The sequence below is a fragment of the Brevundimonas sp. Leaf280 genome, assembly GCF_001422455.1.
GTDB lineage: Bacteria > Pseudomonadota > Alphaproteobacteria > Caulobacterales > Caulobacteraceae > Brevundimonas.
Window position 1 is genome coordinate 368,793 of the sequence record NZ_LMNC01000003.1, and the last position, 22,290, is coordinate 391,082.

General features: G+C 67.3%; 24 protein-coding genes and 1 tRNA gene. 14 read left to right on the top strand and 11 right to left on the bottom strand.

The features are described from left to right. Window positions 1-36: 36 nt before the first annotated feature. Window positions 37-1,950: a 1-deoxy-D-xylulose-5-phosphate synthase gene (dxs, locus tag ASF31_RS07875; RefSeq protein ID WP_156355954.1), complete on the top strand. Its 1,914-nt coding sequence runs from the start codon at window positions 37-39 to the stop codon at window positions 1,948-1,950. 1 nt (window position 1,951) lies between these two features. Here the strand turns inward: dxs and ASF31_RS07880 are convergent, their stop codons facing one another. After that, on the bottom strand, window positions 1,952-2,683 hold the full coding sequence (locus tag ASF31_RS07880; protein ID WP_055754124.1) for an NYN domain-containing protein: 732 nt from the start codon (window positions 2,681-2,683) through the stop codon (window positions 1,952-1,954). Between the two features lie 46 nt (window positions 2,684-2,729). Next, window positions 2,730-3,659: a transcriptional regulator GcvA gene (gcvA, locus tag ASF31_RS07885; protein WP_055754125.1), complete on the bottom strand. Its 930-nt coding sequence runs from the start codon at window positions 3,657-3,659 to the stop codon at window positions 2,730-2,732. Between the two features lie 124 nt (window positions 3,660-3,783). Between gcvA and cysG the strand changes: the two genes are divergently transcribed. The 5 genes from cysG to ASF31_RS07910 are packed head-to-tail and all read left to right on the top strand — an operon-like array spanning window position 3,784 to window position 9,207. After that, window positions 3,784-5,169, top strand: a complete 1,386-nt coding sequence (gene cysG / locus ASF31_RS07890; protein WP_055754126.1) for a siroheme synthase CysG — start codon at window positions 3,784-3,786, stop codon at window positions 5,167-5,169. After that, complete coding sequence (locus tag ASF31_RS07895; RefSeq protein WP_055754127.1) at window positions 5,166-5,441, top strand: DUF2849 domain-containing protein; 276 nt, start codon at window positions 5,166-5,168, stop codon at window positions 5,439-5,441. The genes cysG and ASF31_RS07895 overlap by 4 nt, the downstream gene beginning before the upstream one ends. After that, on the top strand, window positions 5,441-7,108 hold the full coding sequence (locus tag ASF31_RS07900; protein WP_055754128.1) for a nitrite/sulfite reductase: 1,668 nt from the start codon (window positions 5,441-5,443) through the stop codon (window positions 7,106-7,108). Before ASF31_RS07895 ends, ASF31_RS07900 begins: the two co-directional genes overlap by 1 nt. Further along, on the top strand, window positions 7,095-8,171 hold the full coding sequence (locus ASF31_RS07905; protein WP_055754129.1) for a phosphoadenylyl-sulfate reductase: 1,077 nt from the start codon (window positions 7,095-7,097) through the stop codon (window positions 8,169-8,171). The genes ASF31_RS07900 and ASF31_RS07905 overlap by 14 nt, the downstream gene beginning before the upstream one ends. A 37-nt stretch (window positions 8,172-8,208) precedes the next feature. Beyond that, window positions 8,209-9,207 carry a cysteine synthase A gene (locus tag ASF31_RS07910; protein ID WP_055754130.1) on the top strand — a complete coding sequence of 333 codons (999 nt, stop codon included), beginning with the start codon at window positions 8,209-8,211 and terminating at the stop codon, window positions 9,205-9,207. A gap of 160 nt (window positions 9,208-9,367) precedes the next feature. Here the strand turns inward: ASF31_RS07910 and ASF31_RS14840 are convergent, their stop codons facing one another. The 8 genes from ASF31_RS14840 to flgF all read right to left on the bottom strand — a co-directional run bounded on the left by ASF31_RS14840 (window position 9,368) and on the right by flgF (window position 15,184). Then, window positions 9,368-10,042, bottom strand: coding sequence for a DUF885 family protein (locus ASF31_RS14840; protein ID WP_255353560.1), 675 nt, complete (start codon window positions 10,040-10,042; stop codon window positions 9,368-9,370). A gap of 8 nt (window positions 10,043-10,050) precedes the next feature. Beyond that, window positions 10,051-11,154: a DUF885 family protein gene (locus ASF31_RS14845; RefSeq protein WP_255353561.1), complete on the bottom strand. Its 1,104-nt coding sequence runs from the start codon at window positions 11,152-11,154 to the stop codon at window positions 10,051-10,053. 49 nt (window positions 11,155-11,203) lie between these two features. Then, window positions 11,204-11,680 carry a hypothetical protein gene (locus tag ASF31_RS07920; protein WP_235551283.1) on the bottom strand — a complete coding sequence of 159 codons (477 nt, stop codon included), beginning with the start codon at window positions 11,678-11,680 and terminating at the stop codon, window positions 11,204-11,206. Window positions 11,681-11,715: 35 nt separating this feature from the next. Beyond that, a complete protein-coding gene (locus ASF31_RS07925) occupies window positions 11,716-12,144 on the bottom strand; it encodes a hypothetical protein (RefSeq protein ID WP_055754132.1) in 429 nt (142 codons plus the stop codon). A gap of 142 nt (window positions 12,145-12,286) precedes the next feature. Further along, on the bottom strand, window positions 12,287-13,009 hold the full coding sequence (gene flgH, locus ASF31_RS07930) for a flagellar basal body L-ring protein FlgH (RefSeq protein ID WP_055754133.1): 723 nt from the start codon (window positions 13,007-13,009) through the stop codon (window positions 12,287-12,289). A 12-nt stretch (window positions 13,010-13,021) separates the two neighbouring features. After that, a complete protein-coding gene (locus tag ASF31_RS07935) occupies window positions 13,022-13,636 on the bottom strand; it encodes a flagella basal body P-ring formation protein FlgA (RefSeq protein ID WP_055754134.1) in 615 nt (204 codons plus the stop codon). A gap of 4 nt (window positions 13,637-13,640) precedes the next feature. Then, window positions 13,641-14,429 carry a flagellar basal-body rod protein FlgG gene (gene flgG / locus ASF31_RS07940; protein WP_055754135.1) on the bottom strand — a complete coding sequence of 263 codons (789 nt, stop codon included), beginning with the start codon at window positions 14,427-14,429 and terminating at the stop codon, window positions 13,641-13,643. A 14-nt stretch (window positions 14,430-14,443) separates the two neighbouring features. After that, the gene (flgF, locus tag ASF31_RS07945; protein ID WP_055754136.1) at window positions 14,444-15,184 is read right to left on the bottom strand and encodes a flagellar basal-body rod protein FlgF; all 741 of its coding nucleotides are present in this window, start codon (window positions 15,182-15,184) and stop codon (window positions 14,444-14,446) included. 179 nt (window positions 15,185-15,363) lie between these two features. Between flgF and ASF31_RS07950 the strand changes: the two genes are divergently transcribed. The 8 genes from ASF31_RS07950 to ASF31_RS07980 all read left to right on the top strand — a co-directional run bounded on the left by ASF31_RS07950 (window position 15,364) and on the right by ASF31_RS07980 (window position 20,788). Next, on the top strand, window positions 15,364-16,038 hold the full coding sequence (locus ASF31_RS07950; RefSeq protein WP_055754137.1) for a flagellar basal body-associated FliL family protein: 675 nt from the start codon (window positions 15,364-15,366) through the stop codon (window positions 16,036-16,038). A gap of 2 nt (window positions 16,039-16,040) precedes the next feature. Further along, on the top strand, window positions 16,041-17,084 hold the full coding sequence (fliM, locus tag ASF31_RS07955; RefSeq protein WP_017504455.1) for a flagellar motor switch protein FliM: 1,044 nt from the start codon (window positions 16,041-16,043) through the stop codon (window positions 17,082-17,084). Beyond that, window positions 17,084-17,665, top strand: coding sequence for a DUF6468 domain-containing protein (locus ASF31_RS07960; protein ID WP_055754138.1), 582 nt, complete (start codon window positions 17,084-17,086; stop codon window positions 17,663-17,665). Before fliM ends, ASF31_RS07960 begins: the two co-directional genes overlap by 1 nt. 17 nt (window positions 17,666-17,682) lie before the next feature. Continuing rightward, complete coding sequence (locus ASF31_RS07965; protein ID WP_055754139.1) at window positions 17,683-18,603, top strand: MotE family protein; 921 nt, start codon at window positions 17,683-17,685, stop codon at window positions 18,601-18,603. Window positions 18,604-18,689: 86 nt separating this feature from the next. Further along, window positions 18,690-18,830, top strand: a complete 141-nt coding sequence (locus ASF31_RS14455) for a hypothetical protein (protein ID WP_155965911.1) — start codon at window positions 18,690-18,692, stop codon at window positions 18,828-18,830. Between the two features lie 84 nt (window positions 18,831-18,914). Beyond that, window positions 18,915-19,154 carry a DUF3297 family protein gene (locus ASF31_RS07970; RefSeq protein WP_045810378.1) on the top strand — a complete coding sequence of 80 codons (240 nt, stop codon included), beginning with the start codon at window positions 18,915-18,917 and terminating at the stop codon, window positions 19,152-19,154. A 43-nt stretch (window positions 19,155-19,197) separates the two neighbouring features. Further along, on the top strand, window positions 19,198-20,643 hold the full coding sequence (locus ASF31_RS07975; RefSeq protein ID WP_055754140.1) for a M20/M25/M40 family metallo-hydrolase: 1,446 nt from the start codon (window positions 19,198-19,200) through the stop codon (window positions 20,641-20,643). A 58-nt stretch (window positions 20,644-20,701) separates the two neighbouring features. Continuing rightward, a tRNA-Leu gene (locus tag ASF31_RS07980) sits at window positions 20,702-20,788 on the top strand. A gap of 17 nt (window positions 20,789-20,805) precedes the next feature. On the opposite strand, the gene ASF31_RS07985 is transcribed toward ASF31_RS07980, so the two are convergent. Then, on the bottom strand, window positions 20,806-22,215 hold the full coding sequence (locus ASF31_RS07985) for an SLC13 family permease (protein ID WP_055754200.1): 1,410 nt from the start codon (window positions 22,213-22,215) through the stop codon (window positions 20,806-20,808). Between the last annotated feature and the right edge of the window lie 75 nt (window positions 22,216-22,290).

Sequence of the window (22,290 nt, forward strand, 5' to 3'; positions counted from 1 at the left end):
GCGGGTTGATCGACCAGACTTTCCAAGGTTTTACGGCTGATGCCCGACACCCCGCTACTCGACACCGTCAAGACGCCCGCCGACACGCGGGACTTCGATATCGCCCAGTTGAAACAGCTGGCGCAGGAGGTGCGGGCCGAGACAATCGACGCCGTGTCCGTCACCGGCGGCCATCTGGGCGCGGGGCTGGGCGTGGTCGAACTGACCACGGCGCTGCACCATGTGTTCGAGACGCCCAAGGACATCCTGATCTGGGACGTCGGGCATCAGTGCTATCCGCACAAGATCCTGACCGGACGGCGCGACCGCATCCGCACCCTGCGCCAGGGCGGCGGCCTGTCGGGCTTCACCAAGCGCAGCGAGAGCGAATACGATCCTTTCGGCGCGGCCCACGCCTCGACTTCCATCAGCGCCGCCCTGGGCTTCGCCGCCGCGCGCGATCAGAAGGGTGAGAAGAACCGCGTCGTAGCGGTCATCGGCGACGGCTCCATGTCCGCCGGCATGGCCTATGAGGCGATGAACAACGCCGCCGAGGCGACCAGCGGCCAGCTGATGGTCATCCTGAACGACAACGACATGTCGATCGCGCCGCCGGTTGGCGGGATGAGCGCCTATCTGGCCGGCCTGGTGTCGGGCGGTGCCTATCAGAACGTCCGCCGCCTGGGCAAGACGGTGGCCCAGCACCTGCCGCGCCCCTTCCGCAAGGCGGCCAAGAAGGCCGAGGAATACGCCCGCGGCATGGTCACCGGGGGCACCTTCTTCGAGGAGTTGGGCTTCTATTACGTCGGTCCGATCGACGGCCACGACATGGACAATCTGGTGCCAATCCTGAAGAAGGCGGCCGCCATTGAGGACCGCCCGGTTCTGGTTCACGTCGTGACGCAGAAGGGCAAGGGCTATGCCCCCGCCGAAAGCAGCGCCGACAAACTGCATGCAGTCGTCAAGTTCGACGTGGTCTCAGGCAAGCAGGCCAAGGCCATCTCCAACGCCCCCAGCTACACCAAGGTGTTCGGAACCGAGCTGATCAAACACGCCAAGGTCGATCCGTCGATCGTGGCAATCACGGCGGCCATGCCGTCCGGCACGGGTCTGGACCTGTTCGGTCAGGCCTTCCCCGAGCGGACCTATGACGTCGGCATCGCTGAACAGCACGCGGTCACCTTCGCGGCCGGTCTGGCGGCGGACGGGATGAAACCGGTCTGCGCCATCTACTCGACCTTCCTTCAGCGCGGCTATGACCAGGTGGTCCACGACGTGGCGATCCAGTCGCTGCCGGTGCGTTTCGCCATGGACCGGGCGGGTCTGGTCGGATCGGACGGCGCGACGCACGCTGGATCCTTCGACATCGGCTTCATGGGCGCGCTGCCCGGCATGGTGCTGATGGCGGCGGCGGATGAGGCCGAACTGGCGGCGATGATCTCGACCAGCCTGGCCATCGACGACCGGCCTAGCGCCTTCCGCTATCCGCGCGGCGACGGCGTGGGAGTGGAGATCCCGGAACTCGCTGCGCCGCTTGAGATCGGCAAGGGTCGGATCGTGCGCGAGGGCACGTCAGTCGCCATCCTCAGCCTGGGCACGCGCTTGCAGGAATCGTTGAAGGCGGCGGACATGCTGGCCGCCAAGGGCGTGTCGGCGACGGTTGCGGACGCCCGTTTCGCCAAGCCGCTGGACGCCGACATGATCCTGCGCCTGGCGCGCGAGCACGAGGCGCTGATCACGGTGGAGGAAGGCGCCATGGGCGGCTTCGGCGCCTTCGTGCTGCAGCTGCTGGCCGAGAAGGGCGCGCTGGATGCGGGTCTGAAGATCCGCACCCTGAATCTGCCCGATGCCTTCCAGGACCAGGATGCGCCGATGGCCATGTACGCCCAGGCCGGCCTGAACGCCGAACACATCGCCGCTGCCGCGCTTCAGGCCCTGGGCGTGTCGGCGAGTCAGGCGGCCAGAGCTTAGATCAGGCCCGGTCGCGAATTCGCATCGCCCCGCGCTCGCCGGTCTCCACCTCGAACCGGCCGGTGGCGCGGATCAGATCCGACAGCTTGGCGTAGCCGTAGGTGCGCTGGTCGAAGTCGGGATGGGCGTTGCGCAGCCGATTGCCGATACCGCCCACCGCGACCCATCCGTCGCCGTCCTCGTCCATGTCGGCGATGATGGCCGCGATCAGGCGCGCGGCCTCGGACGGCTTGCGCTTGGTCGCCGGCGCTTCGGCGACGGGCGACTTGGCGCCGGCGTCGACCGGAACCGGCGCGATCAGGTTCTCGGTATAGATGAAACGGGTGCAGGCCTGACGGAAGCTTTCGGGCGTTTTCTGCTCGCCGAACCCGTAGACGTCGACGCCTTCCTCGCGGATGCGCGCCGCCAGGCGGGTGAAATCGGCGTCGGACGATACCAGGCAGAAGCCGTCAAACCTCCCGGAATGCAGCAGGTCCATCGCATCGATGACCAGGGCGATGTCGCCAGAGTTCTTGCCCTTGGTGTTGGCGAAATTCTGCTGGGGCTGGATGGCGAAACGGGCCAGGACCCGCGTCCAGCCGGCGATCTGCGGGCTGGCGAAGTCGCCATAGATGCGCCGCGCCGAGGCCTCGCCCAGGGTGGCGATCTCGCTGAACAGCGCCTCTGCGATCCGGGCGGAGGCGTTCTCCGCATCGATCAGGACCGCGAGGCGGGGGGCCTTGTCGTCAGCCATGGCGGATGTCCTTTTCCTGCGCCGCCAGTCTGCGGTGCGGCGGACCTTACAGTTGCCCCATCGTATTGTCGTGATCCACGGCCTGTTTCTTCAGCCAGCCCACGAAGGCGGTCGCGCTGGGCGATGGCGGGCGGTCACGGGGCTGGACGACATAATAGGCGAAGCCGACCGCTTCCGATCCATCGGGGAAGGGCGCCACCAACCGCCCCGACGCCAGGTCCGCCTGGGCCAGGGTGCGTTTGGCCAAGGCCACGCCGCGTCCCGATATGGCGGCCTCGATCAGCAGGCCTGACTGGTTGAAGCGTGAGCCCCGACGCGGGTCGGGGTGACGAATGCCGCGCGCCTTCAACCACATGGCCCAGTCCGGGCGGCTGGGATCGCCGTCGTTGGACATGTCATGCAGCAGGGTGTGTCCGATCAGGTCGGCGGGTTTGCGGATTGGCTTGTCGCCATCCATCAGCGATGGGGCGCAGACAGGCAGCACTGTCTCGGTCATCAGCCGATCGACCGTCAGGCCGGGATAGTCGCCGGGACCGTAGCGCACCGCCAGATCGACCTTGCCCTCGCTCAGGTCCGCCGGCTCCATGTCGGCCGAGATCCACAGTTCGATCTCGGGATGGGCGGTGTGAAAGTCGTCCATGCGCGGCATCAGCCATTTGGAGGCGAAACCGGGCGCCACGCTGATCGACACCTGTTTGCGACGCGGCGGTTCACGCAGCAGCGCCGAGGCGTCCATCAGCCGCTCGAACCCTTCGCGCAGCAGCGGCACGGACGAGCGGCCCAGATCGGTCAGTTGCAGGCCCCGCGCCTCGCGTGCGAACAGCGGCCCGCCGACGATGTCTTCCAAGAGGCGGATCTGCTGGCTGACCGCGCCCGGCGTCACCGACAGTTCGTCGGCGGCGCGCGAAAAGTTCAGGTGCCGGGCAGCAGCCTCGAAGGCGCGCAGGGCGTTGAGCGGGAGCAGGGGACGGGCCATCGCGGATAGAAATCCTATCAGCGAGACAAAGGCAATCTGGTTTGCGGCTCCGGACGGGGAAGAGGAAGGTTCGCGCCCTGCTGTCGTCCCTGTTTCCTCTCCCGACGGCCCTGAAAGCAAGACGATGCGTGTATTTCTCGCCTCCATCCCGCTGGAGGCCGCAAAGATCGTGATCATCGGCGGCGGCGAGCCGGCGCTGGCCAAGCTGCGACTGTTCCTGAACACGCCCGCCGAGGTAGTCTGGTTCGCGCCCGACGGCGCGCCCCCCAAGATAGAGACGCCTTTGACGGCGCCGGAGCCGGTCCTGCGTTCGCCAGAGCCTGAAGATCTGGTGGGTGCCCGGCTGGTGTTCATTGCGCTGGACGATGTGGACGAACTGACGCGACTGGGCGCCTTGGCGCGGGCGGCTGGGGCCCAGGTCAATGTGGTGGACAAGCCGCATCTGAGCGATTTCCAGACCCCGGCCCTGATCGACCGCGACGAGGTCGTGATCGGCGTGGCGACCGGTGGTTCAGCGCCCATTCTGGCGCGGGACATCCGCACAGCCATCGAGGGCGTGCTGCCCGCCGGACTGGCGAATGTGGCGCGGCTGGCGCGCGAGTTGCGCGACACGGTCAAAGCCAGCGTGCCGGACTTCATGGCGCGACGTCGCTTCTGGGAGAAGGCCTTCCGGGGACCGGCCGCGACGCTGGCGGCGGAAGGTCGGACGGCCGAGGCGCGGCGTGAAATGCTGCGCCTGTTGAACTCGGCCGCACCCGAACAGGGCGTGGTCCATATCGTCGGCGCCGGGCCGGGCGATCCTGAACTGCTGACCCTGAAGGCGCTGCGGGTGTTGCAGGACGCCGACGTCATCATCCACGATAGACTGGTGCCCGAGGCGGTGCTGGAGCGGGCGCGGCGCGACGCCAAGCGGCTGTACGTGGGTAAGGCGCGCGGCGAGCATTCGGTGCCGCAGGATCAGATCGAGGCCCTGATGATCGCGGAGGCGCGCGCCGGTCATCGGGTAGTCCGACTGAAGGGCGGCGATCCCTTCGTCTTCGGGCGCGGCGGCGAGGAACTGGACGCCATGCGGGCGGCCGGAGTCCCAGTCTTCGTCGTGCCGGGCGTGACGGCGGCGCTGGCCTGCGCGGCCTTGGCGGGCATCCCCCTGACCCATCGCGATCACGCCCAGGCGGTCACCTTCGTGACGGCCCAGGCCAAGCCAGGCGGCGTCGAGGCCGACTGGACGCGACTGGCCAGCCCCAACCACACCTTGGCCATCTACATGGGGTCGGACCGTGCCGAGGAGACGGCTGCGCGCCTGATCGCGGCGGGGCGTTCGCCCTCGACGCCCGTCGCCATTGTCGAGAACGGCAGCCGCCCGGACGAGCGGGTTCTGACCGGGCGACTGGATGGGCTGGGCGCCTTGGTGCGCGGCGCCGACCTGACCGGCCCGGCCCTGCTGTTCGTCGGCGAAACGGCGGCGTTGTCGGCAGCTCAACTGGATGTTCGAGCGGAGGTCGCGGCGTGAAGATCGTCACCGCAAACCGCCTGTCGGACGGTCGCGTCATCTATGCAGGCGTCGACAACCAGCCGGTCGAGCACATTGATCAGGCTTTGGTGCTGGACGATACGGCGGCCGAGGTCGTGCTGGCTGATGTCGCTGGGCGTCCGGACGTCTTTGTGAATCCCTACCTGTTCGAGGGTCAGAACCGCACGCCCTCGGGCCGCGACCGGCTGAAGGAACGCATCCGCTCGGCCGGGCCGACCGTGGGTCACAGCGTCGTCGGAGGCGTGGGCTGATGTATCGCTATGACGAATTCGACCATGCCCTGGTGCGCGAACGGGTTGAGGAATTTTCGGACCAAGTGACGCGCCGCGCATCCGGCGCCCTGACCGAAGACGAGTTCAAGCCGCTGCGGCTGATGAACGGCGTCTATCTGCAACTTCACGCCTATATGCTGCGCGTCGCCATTCCCTATGGCGTGATGAGCAGCCGTCAGATGCGCCGATTGGCCCATATCGCCCGGACCTATGACAAGGGCTACGGCCACTTCACCACCCGCTGCAACATCCAGTACAACTGGCCGGCCCTGACCGACCTGCCGGCGATCCTGAGCGATCTGGCCGATGTCGAGATGCACGCCATCCAGACCTCGGGCAACTGCATCCGTAACACCACGACAGACGTCTTCGCCGGCGCCGCCGACGACGAGATCGAGGATCCGCGTCCCTGGTGCGAGATCATCCGCCAGTGGTCGACGATCCACCCGGAATTCAGCTTCCTGCCGCGCAAATTCAAGATCGCGGTGATCGGCGCGGAGAAAGATCGGGCGGCGATCCGCACCCACGACGTCGGCCTGCAGATCGTGAAGGGCGAAGACGGTGGAACGGCCTTCCGCGTCTTCGTCGGCGGCGGGCAGGGGCGTCTGCCGCATATCGGTCAGGAGATCGCCCCGGCGGTCCCGGCGGCGGACCTTCTGGCCTATCTGACCGCCATTCTACGGGCTTGGAACCTGCTGGGTCGGCGTGACAACATCCACAAGGCGCGGATCAAGATCCTGGTCGCCTCGCTGGGGATCGAGGCCTTCCGCGAGGAGGTGGACAAGCATTACGCCACCTTACGCCGTGAGGATCTGCGCATCCCCGAGGACGAGGCCGAGCGGATCAAGGCCTATTTCGCCCCGCCGCCGTTCGAGGATCTGCCCAAGGTCAGCGGTCCGTTCGACCGCGCCCTGTTGGCCGATCCGGACTTCGCCCGGTTCGCCCGCAACAACGTCCGTCGTCATCGCCAGCCGGGGTACGCTTCGGTGGTGGTGTCGCTGAAGCCGGTCGGCGGGGTGCCGGGCGACATCACGGCGGACCAGATGGACGCGGTGGCGGACCTGGCCGAGCAATATTCCTTCGACGAACTGCGCGCCGCCTACGAGCAGAACCTTGTCCTGCCCCATGTGAGGCTGGACGATGTGCCGACGGTCTGGCGGGCGCTGCGAAAGGCGGGGCTGGCGACGGCCAATGCCGATCTGGCGACGGACGTGATCGCCTGCCCGGGCCTGGACTATTGCAGCCTGGCCAACGCCCGGTCGATCCCGGTGGCCCAGGCCCTGTCCAAGCGGCTGGCGGACATGGACTATCAGGAGAAGCTGGGGCCGGTCCGCATCAATATGAGCGGCTGCATCAACGCCTGCGGCCACCACCACGTCGGCCACATCGGCGTGCTGGGCGTCGATCGCAAGGGCGAGGAATACTACCAGATCACCGTCGGCGGCTCGCCTGACGAACAGGCGGCTCTGGGAGACATCGTCGGCAAGAGCCTGCCGGCCGACGAGGTCGCGCCGGCCATTCACCGGACCCTGGACCGTTATCTGCAAATCCGCACGGACGGCGAACGGTTCATCGACACGGTGCGCCGCGTCGGTCCCGATCCCTTCCGCGACGCCATCTATGAGACGCTCGATGCAACGGCTTGAGGGCATTCAGAACGGGCTGCGCCTGCCCGTCACCACGCCGCTGGAGGAGGTCGAGGCGGCTGCCGCCAACGAAGATACCCTGGTGCTGGAGTTCGACGCCTTTCGCGACGGGCGCGGATTCTCGCTGGCGGCCGTGCTGCGCGAGCGGGGCTATTCCGGGCGGCTGATCGCGGCGGGCAAGGTGCTGCCGGATCAGGCGCGGCACCTGCGGCGTTCGGGCTTCGATGCGGTGGAACTGGCCGAGGGCGCGGATCCCGCCGCCTGGGACCGGATGGATCAGGCGTTCAGCGGTGCCTATCAGCCCGCCGTCGATACCGCGCCGACCATCTGGCAGCGTCGTCGTGCGGTGTCGAACGACCGTGATCTGGACGCGCTGGCCGAACGGCTGAACCGCGAGACGGCGGGCAAGGACGCGTCCGAAATCCTGAAGGCGGCGTTGGACCCAGCGCTGGCCCTGAGGGTCGGCGCCATCTCGTCGTTCGGGGCCGAATCCGCCGCCTTGCTTGACATCATCGCCGGCGAGGACAAGACCGTGCCGGTGGTGTTTCTGGAGACAGGCCAGCATTTTCTCCAGACCCTGTCCTATCGCACGCAACTGACCAAGGCGCTGGGCCTGACCGACGTGCGGCTGGTCACGCCGGATGCGGGCGAGAAGGCGACGTTGGATGCGCGCGACGACCTGTGGAAGACCGACGCCGACGCCTGCTGCGATCTGCGGAAGGTGCGGCCGCTGGCGCGGGCGACCGCCGGGTTCAATGCGCTCATCACCGGACGTAAACGCTACCAATCCGCCACGCGGGCAAAGCTGAAGCCGTTCGAGGTGTTGGACGGAGTGCTGCGGATCAATCCCCTGGCCAACTGGGACGCCGACGACGTGGAAGCCTGGCTGGAAGAGAACGATCTGCCGCGTCACCCGCTGGTCGAGCAGGGCTATGCCTCCATCGGCTGCTGGCCCTGCACCCGCGCGGTCCAGGACGGCGAAGACGCCCGCGCCGGACGTTGGTCGGGCATGGACAAGGTCGAGTGCGGCATCCACTTAGGGCAACGCCAGGCCGCCGCCTGATCCGCCCTGTCCTCGACCTTCGCCTGAAAGCCTGACCTTGTCCGCTACGTCATCCGTCACTGATCTGATCGGCAATACGCCGCTGGTGCGCCTGAACCGTCTGTCCGACGCGACGGGCTGCGAGATCCTGGGCAAGGCCGAGTTCATGAACCCCGGCGGCTCGATCAAGGACCGCGCGGCCCTGTCGATCGTCCAGGGCGCGCGGGCGTCCGGCGCGCTGAAACCCGGCGGGACGATCGTCGAGGGCACGGCCGGCAACACCGGCATCGGCCTGGCCTTGGTCGGGGCCGCCTTGGGTCATCCGGTCGTCATCGTCATTCCACGCACCCAGTCGGAAGAGAAGAAGTCCGCCATCCGTTCGCTGGGCGCCCGCCTGGTCGAGGTGGACGCCGCACCCTTTTCCAGCCCGAACCACTTCGTCCACTATTCCGGGCGTCTGGCCGCCGAACTGAACGACAGCGAAGAGGCCGGCGCCATCTGGGCCAATCAGTTCGACAACACCGCCAACCGCGAGGCCCACTACAACACGACCGGCCCCGAAATCTGGACGCAGACAAACGGTCAGGTCGACGCCTTCGTCTCGGCCGTCGGCTCGGGCGGGACTATCGCCGGCGTCGGCGCCTATCTGCGCGAACAGAAGCCGGATGTGACCATCGCCCTGGCCGATCCAGCGGGCGCGGCCATGTTCAACTGGTTCACCAAGGGCGAGATGACGGGCGAGGGATCGTCGATCACCGAGGGGATCGGAGTGGCCCGCATCACCGGCAATCTGGAAGGCTTCAAACCCGACTACGCCTATCGGATCGAGGACGCGGAGTTCCTGCCGATCCTGTTCGACCTGGTGAAGCACGAAGGCCTGTCGCTGGGCGGATCGGCGGGGGTGAACATCGCCGGCGCGGTGCGGCTGGCGCGCGAGTTTGGGCCAGGCAAGACCATCGTGACCTGCCTGTGCGATCCCGGCTCGCGCTATGCGTCCAAGCTGTTCAACCCGGAATTCCTGCGGTCAAAGGGTTTGCCGGAGCCGGACTGGGCGTAAGCCCATCGTCTCCTCCCCACTTGTGGGGAGGGGGACCGCAAAGCGGTGGAGGGGCTCTTGAAGTCCCACAAGCGGCCTGTGATGCGGCTAAGAACCCCTCCGTCTCTCCGCTTCGCTCCGAGCCACCTCCCCACGAAGCGGGGAGGAGACGACGCTTCTGCTACTTCGCCTTCTGCTCCGCGATCCAGGCGTCCATCCGCTGGTCCAACAGCGCCAGCGGCAGCGGGCCCTCGACCAGCAGGGCGTCGTGGAAGGTGCGGATGTTGAACTTCGGCCCCAACTCCCGCTCGGCCCGCGCGCGGATTTCGCGCAGGCGGATTTCGCCGATCTTGTAGGCCGTGGCCTGACCGGGCCAGCCGATGTAGCGTTGAAGTTCGGTCTCGATATTGTGCGGCGCGAGCGCCGAGTTGTCGCGGAAACAGGCGCGGGCCTGTTCCTCGGTCCAGCCCATCCAGTGCAGGCCGGTGTCCGCGACCAGTCGGCAGGCGCGCCACATCTCATAGGACAGGCGGCCGAACCGTTCGTAAGGCGTGCGGTAGAAGCCCATCTCCTCGCCCAGATATTCGGCATACAGGCCCCAGCCCTCGGTATAGGCGCTGACGTTGGCCTGGCGGCGGAAATAGGGTTGGCCGGGCGCCTCCTGTTGCAGTGCGATCTGGAGGTGGTGGCCCGGCACGGCCTCATGCAGGGTCAGGGCGGGCAACTCGTACAGCGGACGCTGATCCAGCTTGGACGTATTGACGATGTAATGGGCCGAAACGCCGTTTTGCATCGAACCGCCGTTGTAGCGGCCGGTGGTGTAGTTTTCCTCGATCTGCGGCGGCACGGGCTGCACGTCGTAGGTCAGGCGGGGCAGGGTGGCGAACAGAGGGGCAGGCCGCCATCCGCGCGCTTGGCCATCTCCGACGCCTGCTGCAACAGGGCCTCACGGCTGGTCGCATAGAACTGAGGATCCGTGCGCAGGAAGTTCAGGAAGCCGGCGAATTCGCCGGTCCAGCCGGCGGCCCTCATCTCCACATCCATGCGGGCGCGGATGCGGGCGACCTCGTTCAGACCGATCTGGTGGATCTGGTCCGGCGTCAGGTCGGTCGTGGTGTGGCCGCGCACCAGATAGGCGTAGAGCGCCTTGCCGCCGGGCCGATTGCCGATGCCCGGCTGGACCGGCGCCTCGCGCAGATAATCCCTTTCAAGGAAGGTCCGCCAGGCCCGGCGCGCGGGAAGGATCGCTTCTGAAACCGCCGCCGTCGCCTCTGCGCTCAGGCGATCCTTATCCGCTTGAGACACGGTCGAGGGCAGGGTCGCCAAGGGCTTCAGCAGCGGCTCGGCGTCCGGCTTGATCGCCACATCGTTTCGCGCCAGCGTCAGGGCGCTTTCTGTCACGGATCGGGCCTGGACCAGGCCGGTGTCCAGGCCGCGCCGGGCATTGGCGGTCGTCTGGGCGTAGATTTGGCCGAAGCCCCGGATACGCTTGATGTAGGCCTCGGCCTCCGCGACCGAGTTCAGTCGCGTGCTGCCGCCGACATAGAGCGCCCAGGTTCCAGGGCCGCCTTCGGAGTCGAACGCCAGGCGGCTGGTGTCGTAATCCAGCCCTTCGAGACTGCGGTTGAGCGTATAGAGCAGGAAGGCGTGGTTGATGCCGCCGCCGTGGGAAAGACTTGCCGGGTCGATGGCCGCCAACCGCCGCACGAACCCTTGCAGCGGCGCGCGCTGGGCCAGTTCGAACTCCCGCGACAGGTCAGGCACCCGCCCCATCGCCTCGACATCGCCCTCTCCGCCTGCCGAGATCGGATCGACCGACTTCAGATAGGTCTCGTAGTCAGCGATGACGGCGTTCAGCGCGGCGTCTGCCGGGGCGGTTGCGACGGCAGCGGGCGGCGTCTGCGCGACGGCCGCAACCGGCGAGCCAGCCGCAAGCATGGCTGCAACAGCCAGATAAGAAATCTTCATGACGCCCCTCCTGTCAGGAGGGGCACGCAAGCCGAGCAGAGCCGATGCGTCAACCGCAGACGGTGAAGAACTGCTCGATTTGCACCTTTGCGGCGGGATGGGCGGCGTAGACGTGACGTTCGTCGTCAGCCCAGGCGGCGATCCAGCCCAGACGGCGGAAGCGTTGGAAGACCGGATCCTTGGTCTTGGCCTGCGCCGTCAGCAGTTCGCCGTCATGCACAACGGCTGGTTCAGATGCGGCGCGATAGCGCTCGGTGTCGCCGCCGGATTCCAAATAGATTTCGCGGCCCGGCTTGTCGCTGGACGCCGTCAATTCCAGCGCGCTCGACCCCACCTGACAGGCGAGCCGAAGTTTGACTTCGTCGCTGTTGGCGATGCCGTAGGCCAGCATGGCCTCCTGACCATCGGTGTTCAGGAACCAGTCGTAACCGGGCGTCGGAGCCGGCGCCGATGCAGTCGCCGCAGAGCCGGCTGCGAGCATCGGGGCCTGGGTCGCGCAAGCCGCAAGAGCCGAGACGGCGGTCAAAGCTGATATCAAGCAAAGACGCATGCGTGAGTTCCTCAGCCGGCGCAGCGATCGGCGAAGCGACGCAGCTTGGCCATGTGCGGACGTTCGACGGTGATCGTGCTGGTGTCGTCGCCGACGGCGATCGTCATCCGGCCGTTGGACACGAAGGCGGAAAAGGCGGGGTGGTCGACGGGGATCGCCGTCTCCAGCTTGCCGCCACGCCCGACGCGCGCCTCGCTGGTGGCCGTCGACCCGCCTGAGGTGATGCGCGCAAAGCCGGCGGACGCATCCTCGCCATAGACCGCGACCGAAACCGCGCCCGAACCCGGCAGGCATTGCAGTGTCGCGCGCAGGCTGGCCGTGTCGGGGATGTCGTTGGCCAGCACCATCGGTCCCTCGCCCTCGTACAGGCTCCAGGTCCAGCCTGCGGCGGGCGCAGTCTGTATCGCGACCGTCATCAGGGCGGAGAGTATCAGCATCATGTGTCAGCCCCCGCCGACGACGCGCAGCGCCGCGTCGCCTTGAATGTCGTCAGACGCGGCTGTGACCGCAAGAGATCGGACGACCGCATTTCCTTTGAACGCGGTTATCCGTCCGCAGTTCAACCCGCAGGGTCAGCTCGCGTCAGAACGGGCTGAAGCGTTCCGCCAGCGCCTGACCCACGGGCGGGGCCTGGACGCGGCTGACGTCGCCGCGACCGCCGTAGGAAATGCGCGCCTCGGCGATCTGGGTGTGGTTGATGGCGTTGGCCGATGAGATGTCTTCGGGGCGGACGATGCCGGCGACCGTCAGTTCGCGGACCTCGCGGTTGGTGCGCACTTCCTGCCGACCCTGGATCACCAGATTGCCGTTGGCCAGGACGTCGGTGACGACGGCGGCTATGGTTAGCGACACCTTCTCGGCGCGGGTGACCGAACCATTGCCCGACGACTTCAGATCGCCTTCCATGCCGACCATCTTCGACGGATCGAAGCCGCCGGGGAAAGCCCGGCCCAGGCTGCTTTCCAGGCCAAACAGATTGCTGACGCCGGCATTGATCTCGTTGGAGCGCGAGCGCTGGGTCGAGTTCTGGGTCTGAGCGCGATCGTCGATGTCGATCTTGACCGTCAGGATGTCGCCGATGTGGCGCGCGCGCTGGTCGCCGAAGAAGGTGCGGGCGCCCGTGCGCCACAGGCTGTTGGCGCTGGCTGGCGCGGTCTCGCGCGCGGGCAAATAGGCCTGCTGCGCCGGGATCAGGGCGGCCGGATAGCCGATGGGGGCCAGTTCCGGACCGCGCACCGTTTCGGCGACGGTCGAGCAGGCGGCGAGGGGGGCGAGGGCGGCGAGGATCAGGATGGCTTTACGCATGACTTGGATTCCCTAGCGGGCGGCGAACTGTTGGGGATTGGCGCGGGCCATGTCGGCGCCGGGGCCGGCGATGGCTTGGCCGGGACCCGAGGCGACCGCGTCGATGACGCGGTTGGACGTGGTGTTCATGATGGCCACTGGTTCGCCCAGACCGGCGCTGCGCATGGCCTTACCCATAACGGCCAGGTTCACGCCGCCGACCTGATAGGTGACGCGCACCATATCGTTGCGGGCGATGATCTGTGGCGCGGCGCCGGGACGATAGGCGGCGCGGGCGATGGGTTGGGCAGCCTGGACAGCGTCCGTCGGCGCGGCCTCGGCCACGGTCTGAACCGGTCCGGCCGAACGCCGCACGGCGACGCGGCGCAGGCCGTTGGGATTGCTCCAGTCCAGGCCCGCCTGACGCGCCTGGGCCTGAAGCTGACCGGCGTCCAGCACGACAGAAGGACCGACGCGCTCGGCGACGGCGACATTGGCCGCAGCGCCCGCGCCCTCGAAGATATCGCCCAGGGTGACGCGACCGTCGTCATCCACGGGGTTTGCGCGCAGCACGACCGGATTTGCGAGGGCGGCGCCGGCGAAGGCGCTGACGGCGGCGGCGAGCAGCAGGGAACGGATCATGGTCATGGCCCTAGCCCTTCACTTGCGAGGCGACGGACAGCATCTGGTCGGCGGTGCTGATGACCTTGGAGTTCATCTCATAGGCGCGCTGCGCCACGATCAGGGCGCTGATTTCAGCGACGGCATCGACGTTCGACGCCTCGGTGTACGACTGCATGATCTGGCCGTAGCCCGCGTCGCCGGGCGTCCCGACGATCGCCGGCCCGGACGCAGCGGTTTCCAGCAACAGGTTGTCGCCGATGGCTTCCAGACCGGCTTCGTTGAAGAAGCTGGCCAGTTCGATCTGACCGACCGTGGTCGGCGCGGGCTGCCCGGCCTGGGTCACCTGAACCAGGCCAGTCTTGGAGATCGATACCTTGGTCGCGTCCTGCGGAATGGTGATCGCCGGCTCCAGCAGATAGCCGTCGTCCGTCACCATCTGACCTTCTGGGTTGACCTGCAGATTGCCTGCGCGGGTGTAGGCCTTTTCGCCAGAAGGCAGGCTGATCTGGAAATAGCCCTTGCCGTCGATGGCCATGTCGTACGGGTTGCCGGTCGCCTGGGGCGTCCCCTGTTCGGTGATCCGATAGACGGCACCGGCCTTGACGCCTGCGCCGATCTGGATGCCGGTTGGAACCACGGTGCCGGAGGCCGAGGATTGGGCCCCCATACGTTCGACGTTCTGGTACAGCAGGTCCTGAAACTCGGCGCGCTGCTTCTTGAAGCCCACCGTGTTCATGTTGGCGATGTTGTTGGAGATGACCTCCACGTTCAGCTGCTGGGCGGCCATGCCCGAGGCTGCGGTTCTCAGAGCGCGCATGTTCCGGCTCTCCCTTAAGCGGCCTTGCCGAGGCGCTCGACGGCGCGACGGCTCAGGTCTGTGGTGTTTTCGATCAGCTTGGAAATGCTCTCGTAGGCGCGGCTGATCTCGACGAGATTGGTGATTTCGATCAACGGATTGACGTTTGAGGATTCCAGCGAGCCCTGATGAACCTGGGCGTCGGCGGCCTCGATCGGCTGGGCGTTGGACTTATTGCGGTAGAGGCTGTCGCCGCCCTTTTCGAGCACGCCCAGCGTGTCGAAACGCACGACCGACAGCCGGCCAGTGACCTGTCCGTTCTGGGTGATGGTGCCGTCGGCGCCGACGCTGGGCGCGCCAAGCGCGGGGTCCAGCACGATCTCTGCGCCGCCGCCAAGGACGGCCTGACCCTGTTTGGTGGTCAGACGCCCTTCCGGGTCCAGGGTGAAGGCGCCGTCGCGGGTGTAGGCCTCGCCGTTGGCGCCATCACGCACGGTGAAGAAGGCGCCCTCGCCGGAAATGGCGAAGTCCAGCGAGCGGCCCGTCTGCTGCATCGAACCCTGGCCGAAGTCGCGACCGACGCCATTGTCCAGCACGAAGCTGGCCGACGGGCGGATCGAGTCATTGCGCGCCCGCTGACCGATCTCGGTGCCCAGCATCAGTTGCTCGACCTTGAAGCCGGTGGTGTTGGCGTTGGCGACGTTGTTGGCCACGATGTCCAGTTCGCGACGCAGCGTCATCTGGCGTGACAGTCCGATATAGGCGGCGTTTTCCACGAGAGGCGTGCTCCTTCGCCTCAGCCCTCGCAACGGCCGTGCCAACAGGGTTAATTCAGGCGGAATGCGGGTTTGAGCGGGATCGGCTCGCTTCTGACCCGGCAAATCCTGCCCATTGTAAACGTCGCGTTAACCAAACCGGACGATCCTCGCCATGAGAGAGTCTCCGGGGCGCACGCATGTTCAAGTTCGGCAAGAAGAAGGGTGCGCCTGCGGCCGACGCCGACGCCAACCTGCCGGCCGTGACCGAAGGCGAGGCCCCCGAGGGTGACGCCGCCGCGCCCAAGAAAAAGAAAATCCCGCTGCTGTTCATCATCGCGCCGGTCGCCTTGCTGGTGTTGGGCGGCGGGGGCGCGGCGGCCTTCTTCATGCTGAAGCCCAAGCCTGCCGAAGCGCACGGCGCCGAAGCCGAAGCCGGCCACGGAGAAGAGAAGGCCGACAAGAAGGCCGAGGGCAAGGAAGAGAAGAAGGAAGGCGGCGGTCACGGCGGCGGCGGCAAGGAGGGCGAGGCCGATCCTGCGCTGGGCGTCATCGCCGCAGGGCCGGATGGCGTCACCTTCTACACCCTGCCCGACATGGTCATGAACATTCAGTCGCCCGACGGCCGTCCGACCTTTCTGAAGCTGAAGCTGACGCTGGAGATGCAGGACGCCGAAGTGGCGACCCATCTGCAGGAAGAGATGCCGCGTCTGCAGGACATGTTCACCGGCTTCGTGCGCGAACTGCGTCCTGAGGACCTCGGCGGCTCGGCCGGCACCTATCAGCTGCGCGCCGAGATCCTGCGCCGCGTCAATCTGATCGCCGCTCCGGGCAAGATCGACGCCGTGCTGATCGAAGAAATGCTGGTGCAATAGGCATGACGGACGCAGCGCAACTCGATCCGTTCGGCGGTCTGGGCGATCCCGGCGACGCCCTGTCCGAACGCGTCCTGAACCAGGATGAGATCGACAGCCTGCTGGGCTTCGATCTGGGCGACGACGACGGTTCCGAACGCTCGGGAATCCGGGCCATCATCAACTCCGCGCTCGTCAGCTACGAGCGTCTGCCGATGTTGGAGATCGTGTTCGACCGCCTGGTGCGTCTGATGACGACCAGCCTTCGCAACTTCACCTCCGACAACGTCGAAGTCAGCCTGGACAATATCTCGTCGATCCGGTTCGGCGACTATCTGAACTCGATTCCGCTGCCGGCCATTCTGGCGGTGTTTCGCGCCGAGGAGCTGGACAACTACGGCCTGCTGACGGTCGACTCCAACCTCATCTATTCGATCGTCGACGTGCTGTTGGGCGGTCGTCGCGGCACGGCGGCGCTGCGCATCGAAGGCCGGCCCTACACCACGATCGAGCGGGTGCTGGTGCAGCGGATGGTCGAGGTCGTGCTGAACGACGCCCGCCAGGCGTTCGAGCCGCTGACCCCGGTGCACTTCAACCTGGACCGGCTGGAGACCAACCCGCGCTTCGCCGCCATCGCGCGTCCCGCCAACGCGGCCATCCTGATCAAGCTGCGGATCGATATGGAGGATCGCGGCGGTCGCATCGAGCTGCTGCTGCCCTATGCGACGCTGGAGCCGATCCGCAAGATGCTGCTGCAGCAGTTCATGGGCGAGAAGTTCGGCCGCGACAACATCTGGGAAGGCCACTTGGCCACCGAGATCTGGACGACCGAGACCGAAGTCCGCGCGGTCCTGGACGAACAGCAAATGCCTCTGTCTAGCGTGCTGAACCTCAAGGTCGGCGACACGATGATGCTGAACGCCACGCCGGATTCCGAGGTTTCGATCCGCGCCGGCTCCATTCCGCTGACCACAGGCCGCATGGGTCGCAAGGGCCAGCACATCGCCATACGCGTCGAAGGACCGGTCAATCCGGAAGTCGCCGCCCGCCTGGGAGTGAACGTCTGATGGCCGGAATGATCATGGACGGCGTGCTGATGGTGCTGCTGATCGCGGCTGTCGGCTACGGCATCAAGCTGGAACGCAAGCTGGCCGCCCTGCGCGCCGGACAGCTGGCCTTCGCCCAGGCCGTCACCGAACTGAATGCCGCCGCTGGCCGCGCCGAAAACGCGCTGGCCACCCTTCGCGCCTCGGGCCAGGAAACGGACCTGCTTCACGACCGGATCATCAAGGCGCGTGAGGTCAAGGCGCAGCTGGAAACCCTTATCGCCCGCGCGCCGGCCGTGGCGCCGGCGCGGATCGTCGAGGAAGAGGCCGTCCGCCGCGCGCCCCCGGTCGCCCTCGCTCCGACCCTGGCCGCGACCGAAGACGAGGAGCGGGCCGAGCGCATGGCGGCCCTTGCTCAACGCATCCAGGGACTGGCCGGTCCCTCTTCGAACCGTCGCAATGAAGCGGCTGCGCCCGCCGGGCGCGACAATGTCGCCGCGATCGTTCAGGCCCTGACCGCCGGACGCTCCGCTAACCATTCCGCCAAACAAAGCCTCAACGCCGCGCGTCGTAATCTCGACGACGACCTGTTCGCCGCCTGAGTTCGGAACCCCATTTCATGGCCCGCCTTCCCCGCATCCTGCCCCTGATCGCCATCGCCATCGGCGGGGTCGTCGCCGTGCGCGCCGTCGGCGTCGCGCCTGGCCTGTTCGACGGGGCCAAGGCCTGGGCCGAGGAGGCGGTTCCCGTTGCGGCCGGCGCGCCGCCCAAGCCGGCTTTGCCCGGCACCTGTTCCGCCCTGTCTCCCGAACAACTGGCCCAGCAGGCGGGGATTTCGCCGGCCGAGCTGAAGATCATCCAGTCCTTGTCGCAGCGCCGCGCGGCGCTGGATGCGCGTGACCAAGACTTCGCCACCACCCTGCCGCTGATGGTCGCCGCCGAGCAGAAGCTGGACGCCAAGGTCAAGGCGCTGGAAGCCTTGAAGGCCGAGATGAAGCAGATGCTTGGCCAGGTGGACGAGCGCGAGAAGGCCGAGATCGACCGTCTGGTGCAGGTCTATTCCGCCATGCGTCCCAAGGAGGCCGCCCCCGTCATGGCGTCGCTGGAAGATCGTGTGCGCCTGCCGGTCGCCGCCGCCATGCGTCCGCGCACCCTGGCCGCCATCATGGCCCAGATGAGCGCACCGCAGGCCAAGGAGCTGACCGAAAAACTCGCCGCCCGCTTCCAGGCCCAGCAGATGGCCGCCCGCGCCGCCGCCGCCGAAGCCACGCCCCCTCCGGCCGCCGCGCCAGCCGCTGCTGCGCCAGCCGCCACGACCCCGCCCGCGACACCGACGGCTCAGCCCGCCGCCGCCCCGACGACCCGTCCGACGCCGCGCTCGGCCGCCAACCGTCCCGCTGCGCGACCGGCGGCCCGCCCAGCCGCGACCCCGGCGCGCCGTCCCGCCGCCACGCCTGCGACTGCTCCCGCTGCGACCGGCCCGCAGGCCTATCAGCCGTCAGCCGCCCCCAACGCCCAGCCCCGTCAAACTGTGCAGTAACCTTAAGTGTGATCTCGGCGCTGACGTTTCGTCTCGACAGCGCGCGCTGTTCGACCAATGATCTTCGAACGCTCCGTCAGAGAGCGATGACATCGAGGATCCGCGCCATGATCGGCGAACTGCTTTACGTCGCGCACCGCATGCGCCGGGCCATCATACTCGCCGTTCCGGCGGTCGGAACCGTGATGATGGCCGCTGTCGCCCAGCACTATCACCTGCTGCCGTAGTTCATTGAGCCCGGTTTCGGATTGGCAGGGCGCGCCTGCGCGTCTATCACCGCGCCTTCCCGAGATCTGAGCCCGACCAACGCCATGTCCGACACGCCCCCCGATCGCCTTTCGGTCGACCCGTCCAGCCCGCATCACGACGCCGAAGTCCTGCAACGCGGCGTCGGCATTCGCTTCAAGGGCGAAGAGAAGACCAATGTCGAGGAATATTGCGTCTCCGAAGGCTGGGTCCGTCTGGCGCTCGGCAACCGCGTAGATCGCAAGGGCAAGGCCCTGACCGTGAAACTGCAGGGTCCGGTCGAACCCTATTTCCAGAACGATTGAACCTACCTAGGGTCCGGCTCTCATCTGAGTCCGGAGCCTGCCTATGTCCATCCGTCTGCTGACCGCCAGCGCCGTCGCCCTGGGTCTTGTCGCGTTTATCCCGGCGGCCAAGGCTCAGGATGCGGCGACGGTGCAGCAGGCGATCGTCGTGCGCGACGCCGCGATGCGCTCGAACATCGCAATGGACTATGTCACCCAGCTGACGACGCGGTTCGGCGCGCGCCCGGCGGGTTCCCGTTCCGAACAGCAGGCCGCCGCCTGGGCCGCCGACTATCTGCGCGCCAACGGCTTCCAGAATGTCCGCATCGAAGAGTTCCCACTGGTCGGCTGGGAGCGGGGCGAAAGCTCGGCCGCCATCGTCGGCGACAACGCCCAGGCCCTGGTCGCTGCGGCTCTGGGCCACTCGCCGGCCACGCCGAGGGGCGGTGTCGAGGCGGAGATCGTGCGCTTCTCCACCTTCGAAGACCTGCAGGCCGCGCCCGAGGCCGCCGTCCGCGGTAAGATCGTCTATGTCGATCTGGGCCAGATGCACCCCATGCAGGACGGTTCAGGCTATGGTCCTCAGACCCGCGTGCGCGGCGCCGGCCCCGGCGTGGCGGCGGCCAAGGGCGCGGCGGCTTTCGTCATGCGTTCGGTGGGCTCTGACGAGGACCGGATGCCGCACACCGGCACCACCCGCTATGTCGACGGCAAGCCGACCATTCCCGCCTTCGCCCTGGCCGCGCCCGACGCCGATCAGGTCAGCCGCTTGGTTGCCCTGGGCCAGCCGGTGCGCATGCGCCTGACCTCGACCGCCCGTACCTATCGCACCACCAGTCAGAATGTGATCGGCGATCTGCCGGGCGCCACGCGCCCCGACGAGATCATCGTGCTGGGCTCCCACATGGATAGCTGGGACTTGGGCACCGGCGCCATCGACGACGGGGCAGGGGGCGCCATCACCGTCGCCGCCGCCAAGGCCATCGCGGACAGCGGCCGCCGCCCGGCCCGCACCTTGCGCGTCATCTTCTACGGTTCGGAAGAAGTGGCCCAGCCGACCGCCCAGACCGGCAACGGCGGCGGCGTATACGCGCGCGGCCAGGGCGCAGCGCTGGACAAGCACATCATCGCCGGCGAGAGCGATTTCGGCGCCGACCGCGTCTATGCCCTGCGCCTGCCCGCCGGCGCGCAAGGCTCGGACTTCCAGAAGGCCGCGACCCGCGTCCTCTACCCGATCGGCGTCCTGGCCTCGGATCGCGTCGAAACCGAAGGCGGCGTCGACGTCGGACCGATGGGCCCGCTGGGCGTGCCCTTCTTCGGTCTGGCTCAGGACGGAACTCGCTATTTCGACCTGCACCACACCGCCAACGACACGCTGGACAAGATCGACCCGGCGCAGCTGAACCAGAACGTCGCCGCCTGGGCGGGCCTGCTGTGGCTGATCGCCGATTCGGACGTGGACTTTCGGGCAATGAAGCCCGAGACCACGCCGGCGACCCCGACACGCTGACGACTTGGAGACCCGGCCCGGTTCCGTCTATAGGAGCCGAACCGGGCCAGACCGGGCTGCGGGCGTGGCGAAACTGGTAGACGCAGCAGACTTAAAATCTGTCGGACGAAAGTCCTTGCCGGTTCAAGCCCGGCCGCCCGCACCACTCCGACTGCCACTCGATCAGAATGGGAAGAAGATCGGGATGGCGACCATGGCGGCGATCCAGGTGATCAGGTTCAAAGGCAGGCCGACGCGGACGAAGTCCATGTAGCTGTAGCCGCCCATGTTGAAGACCAGCACATTGGTCTGATAGCCGAAAGGGGTGGCGAAGGCGGCAGAGGCCGCCATCATGACGCACACCAGAAAGGGGCGGGGATCGACGCCCAGGCTTTCGGCCAGGGCTACGGCGATGGGGGTAATCAAAACCGCGACCGTGGCGTTGGACAGCAGTTCGGTGGCGAACAGCGTCACGCCGTAAAGTACGATCAGGGCGCCCAGCGGCCCCAGGGGCCGGATCACGCCGATCAGACGGTCCGCGCCGGCGGACGCCAGCCCCGTGACCTCAATGGCCGTGCCGACCACGACCATGCCGGCGATCAGCAACAGGATTTCAGGGCGCAGTCCGGCATAGGCCTCTTCGGGCGTGATGGCGCGCAGCAGGATCAAGCCGACGGCGCCGGCGAAGGCCGAGGCGGCGATCGGCGCCCACCCCAGCGCCGCCGACAAGATGACCAGAACAAACACGCCGAGCGAAATCGCAGCCGGCCTCAGCCGCAGCGGACGATCGGCGGCGCCATACAGTTCAACGTCGCCGAGATGCGCATCGCCCGATCCATCGACCTGGTTTCGTGATCCGCCCAGGCGCGGCAGGCCGAACGGCAGCAGGCGCTTGCGGCGATTGATGGCTTCGGCCTCTGCGCGGCGACGCGCCTCTTCCATTTCCGCCAGGCGCGCGGTTTCCGCCTCATCCCTGGCGACCGATCGACCCAGCTGGCGCGCACCCACGAAATAGAGCCACAGGCCGCCGACGACCGCGATGGCCAGACCCACGGGGGTGATCTCGAACAGGCCGAAGACCGGCTGGCCGGCGTTGCGGGCCATGTCGTTGACGAGCAGGTTGGTCGAGGTGCCGATCAGCGTCAGCAGACCGCCCATGACTGTGACGTGGCTGAGCGGCATCAGAAAGCGTTTCGGCGACAGGCGCAGCGACTGGGCCACGTCGCGGATCACCGGCGCGGCCAAGACCACCACAGGCGTGTTGTTCAGAAAGCCGCCGACTGAACCGCACAGGCCGATGACGATCCAGATACCCCGGGCGCCGATCCGGGCGGAAAGCTGCGTCGCCTGTCGGATCAGCCAGCCCAAGAGACCGGACAGTTCAATGGCGTAGGCGATGACGAACAGGCCTGCCAAAGCGATGACGGCGGGACTGGCGAAGGCGCCCTGCACCTCGACCGGCCGCACGACGCCCAGCAGCAGAAGCACGGCGGCGCCGGTCAAGGCGACGACGTCGGCCCGCATCTTGCCATGGATCAGGACGCCCACGACGGCGACGAGCACGGCAAGGGCGGCGATCTGGTCGAAAGTCATGATGCTGTGCAGACCGTCCCCCATCGTTCGCGTCAACCTTTTCGGGTCAGCGCATCCACCTCAGCGGTTCGCGTG

Excerpts from the sequence above, each read along its gene's own strand:
- flgH (WP_055754133.1), bottom strand. The coding sequence starts at position 13,009 with ATGCGTAAAGCCATCCTGATCCTCGCCGCCCTCGCCCCCCTCGCCGCC.
- ASF31_RS07975 (WP_055754140.1), top strand. The coding sequence starts at position 19,198 with ATGTCCATCCGTCTGCTGACCGCCAGCGCCGTCGCCCTGGGTCTTGTC.
- ASF31_RS07960 (WP_055754138.1), top strand. The coding sequence starts at position 17,084 with ATGGCCGGAATGATCATGGACGGCGTGCTGATGGTGCTGCTGATCGCG.
- flgG (WP_055754135.1), bottom strand. The coding sequence starts at position 14,429 with ATGCGCGCTCTGAGAACCGCAGCCTCGGGCATGGCCGCCCAGCAGCTG.
- ASF31_RS07965 (WP_055754139.1), top strand. The coding sequence starts at position 17,683 with ATGGCCCGCCTTCCCCGCATCCTGCCCCTGATCGCCATCGCCATCGGC.
- ASF31_RS07905 (WP_055754129.1), top strand. The coding sequence starts at position 7,095 with ATGCAACGGCTTGAGGGCATTCAGAACGGGCTGCGCCTGCCCGTCACC.
- ASF31_RS07950 (WP_055754137.1), top strand. The coding sequence starts at position 15,364 with ATGTTCAAGTTCGGCAAGAAGAAGGGTGCGCCTGCGGCCGACGCCGAC.
- ASF31_RS14455 (WP_155965911.1), top strand. The coding sequence starts at position 18,690 with ATGACATCGAGGATCCGCGCCATGATCGGCGAACTGCTTTACGTCGCG.
- cysG (WP_055754126.1), top strand. The coding sequence starts at position 3,784 with ATGCGTGTATTTCTCGCCTCCATCCCGCTGGAGGCCGCAAAGATCGTG.
- ASF31_RS07985 (WP_055754200.1), bottom strand. The coding sequence starts at position 22,215 with ATGACTTTCGACCAGATCGCCGCCCTTGCCGTGCTCGTCGCCGTCGTG.
- ASF31_RS14845 (WP_255353561.1), bottom strand. The coding sequence starts at position 11,154 with ATGAAGATTTCTTATCTGGCTGTTGCAGCCATGCTTGCGGCTGGCTCG.
- ASF31_RS07925 (WP_055754132.1), bottom strand. The coding sequence starts at position 12,144 with ATGATGCTGATACTCTCCGCCCTGATGACGGTCGCGATACAGACTGCG.
- ASF31_RS07935 (WP_055754134.1), bottom strand. The coding sequence starts at position 13,636 with ATGACCATGATCCGTTCCCTGCTGCTCGCCGCCGCCGTCAGCGCCTTC.
- ASF31_RS07970 (WP_045810378.1), top strand. The coding sequence starts at position 18,915 with ATGTCCGACACGCCCCCCGATCGCCTTTCGGTCGACCCGTCCAGCCCG.
- fliM (WP_017504455.1), top strand. The coding sequence starts at position 16,041 with ATGACGGACGCAGCGCAACTCGATCCGTTCGGCGGTCTGGGCGATCCC.
- ASF31_RS07900 (WP_055754128.1), top strand. The coding sequence starts at position 5,441 with ATGTATCGCTATGACGAATTCGACCATGCCCTGGTGCGCGAACGGGTT.
- ASF31_RS07880 (WP_055754124.1), bottom strand. The coding sequence starts at position 2,683 with ATGGCTGACGACAAGGCCCCCCGCCTCGCGGTCCTGATCGATGCGGAG.
- gcvA (WP_055754125.1), bottom strand. The coding sequence starts at position 3,659 with ATGGCCCGTCCCCTGCTCCCGCTCAACGCCCTGCGCGCCTTCGAGGCT.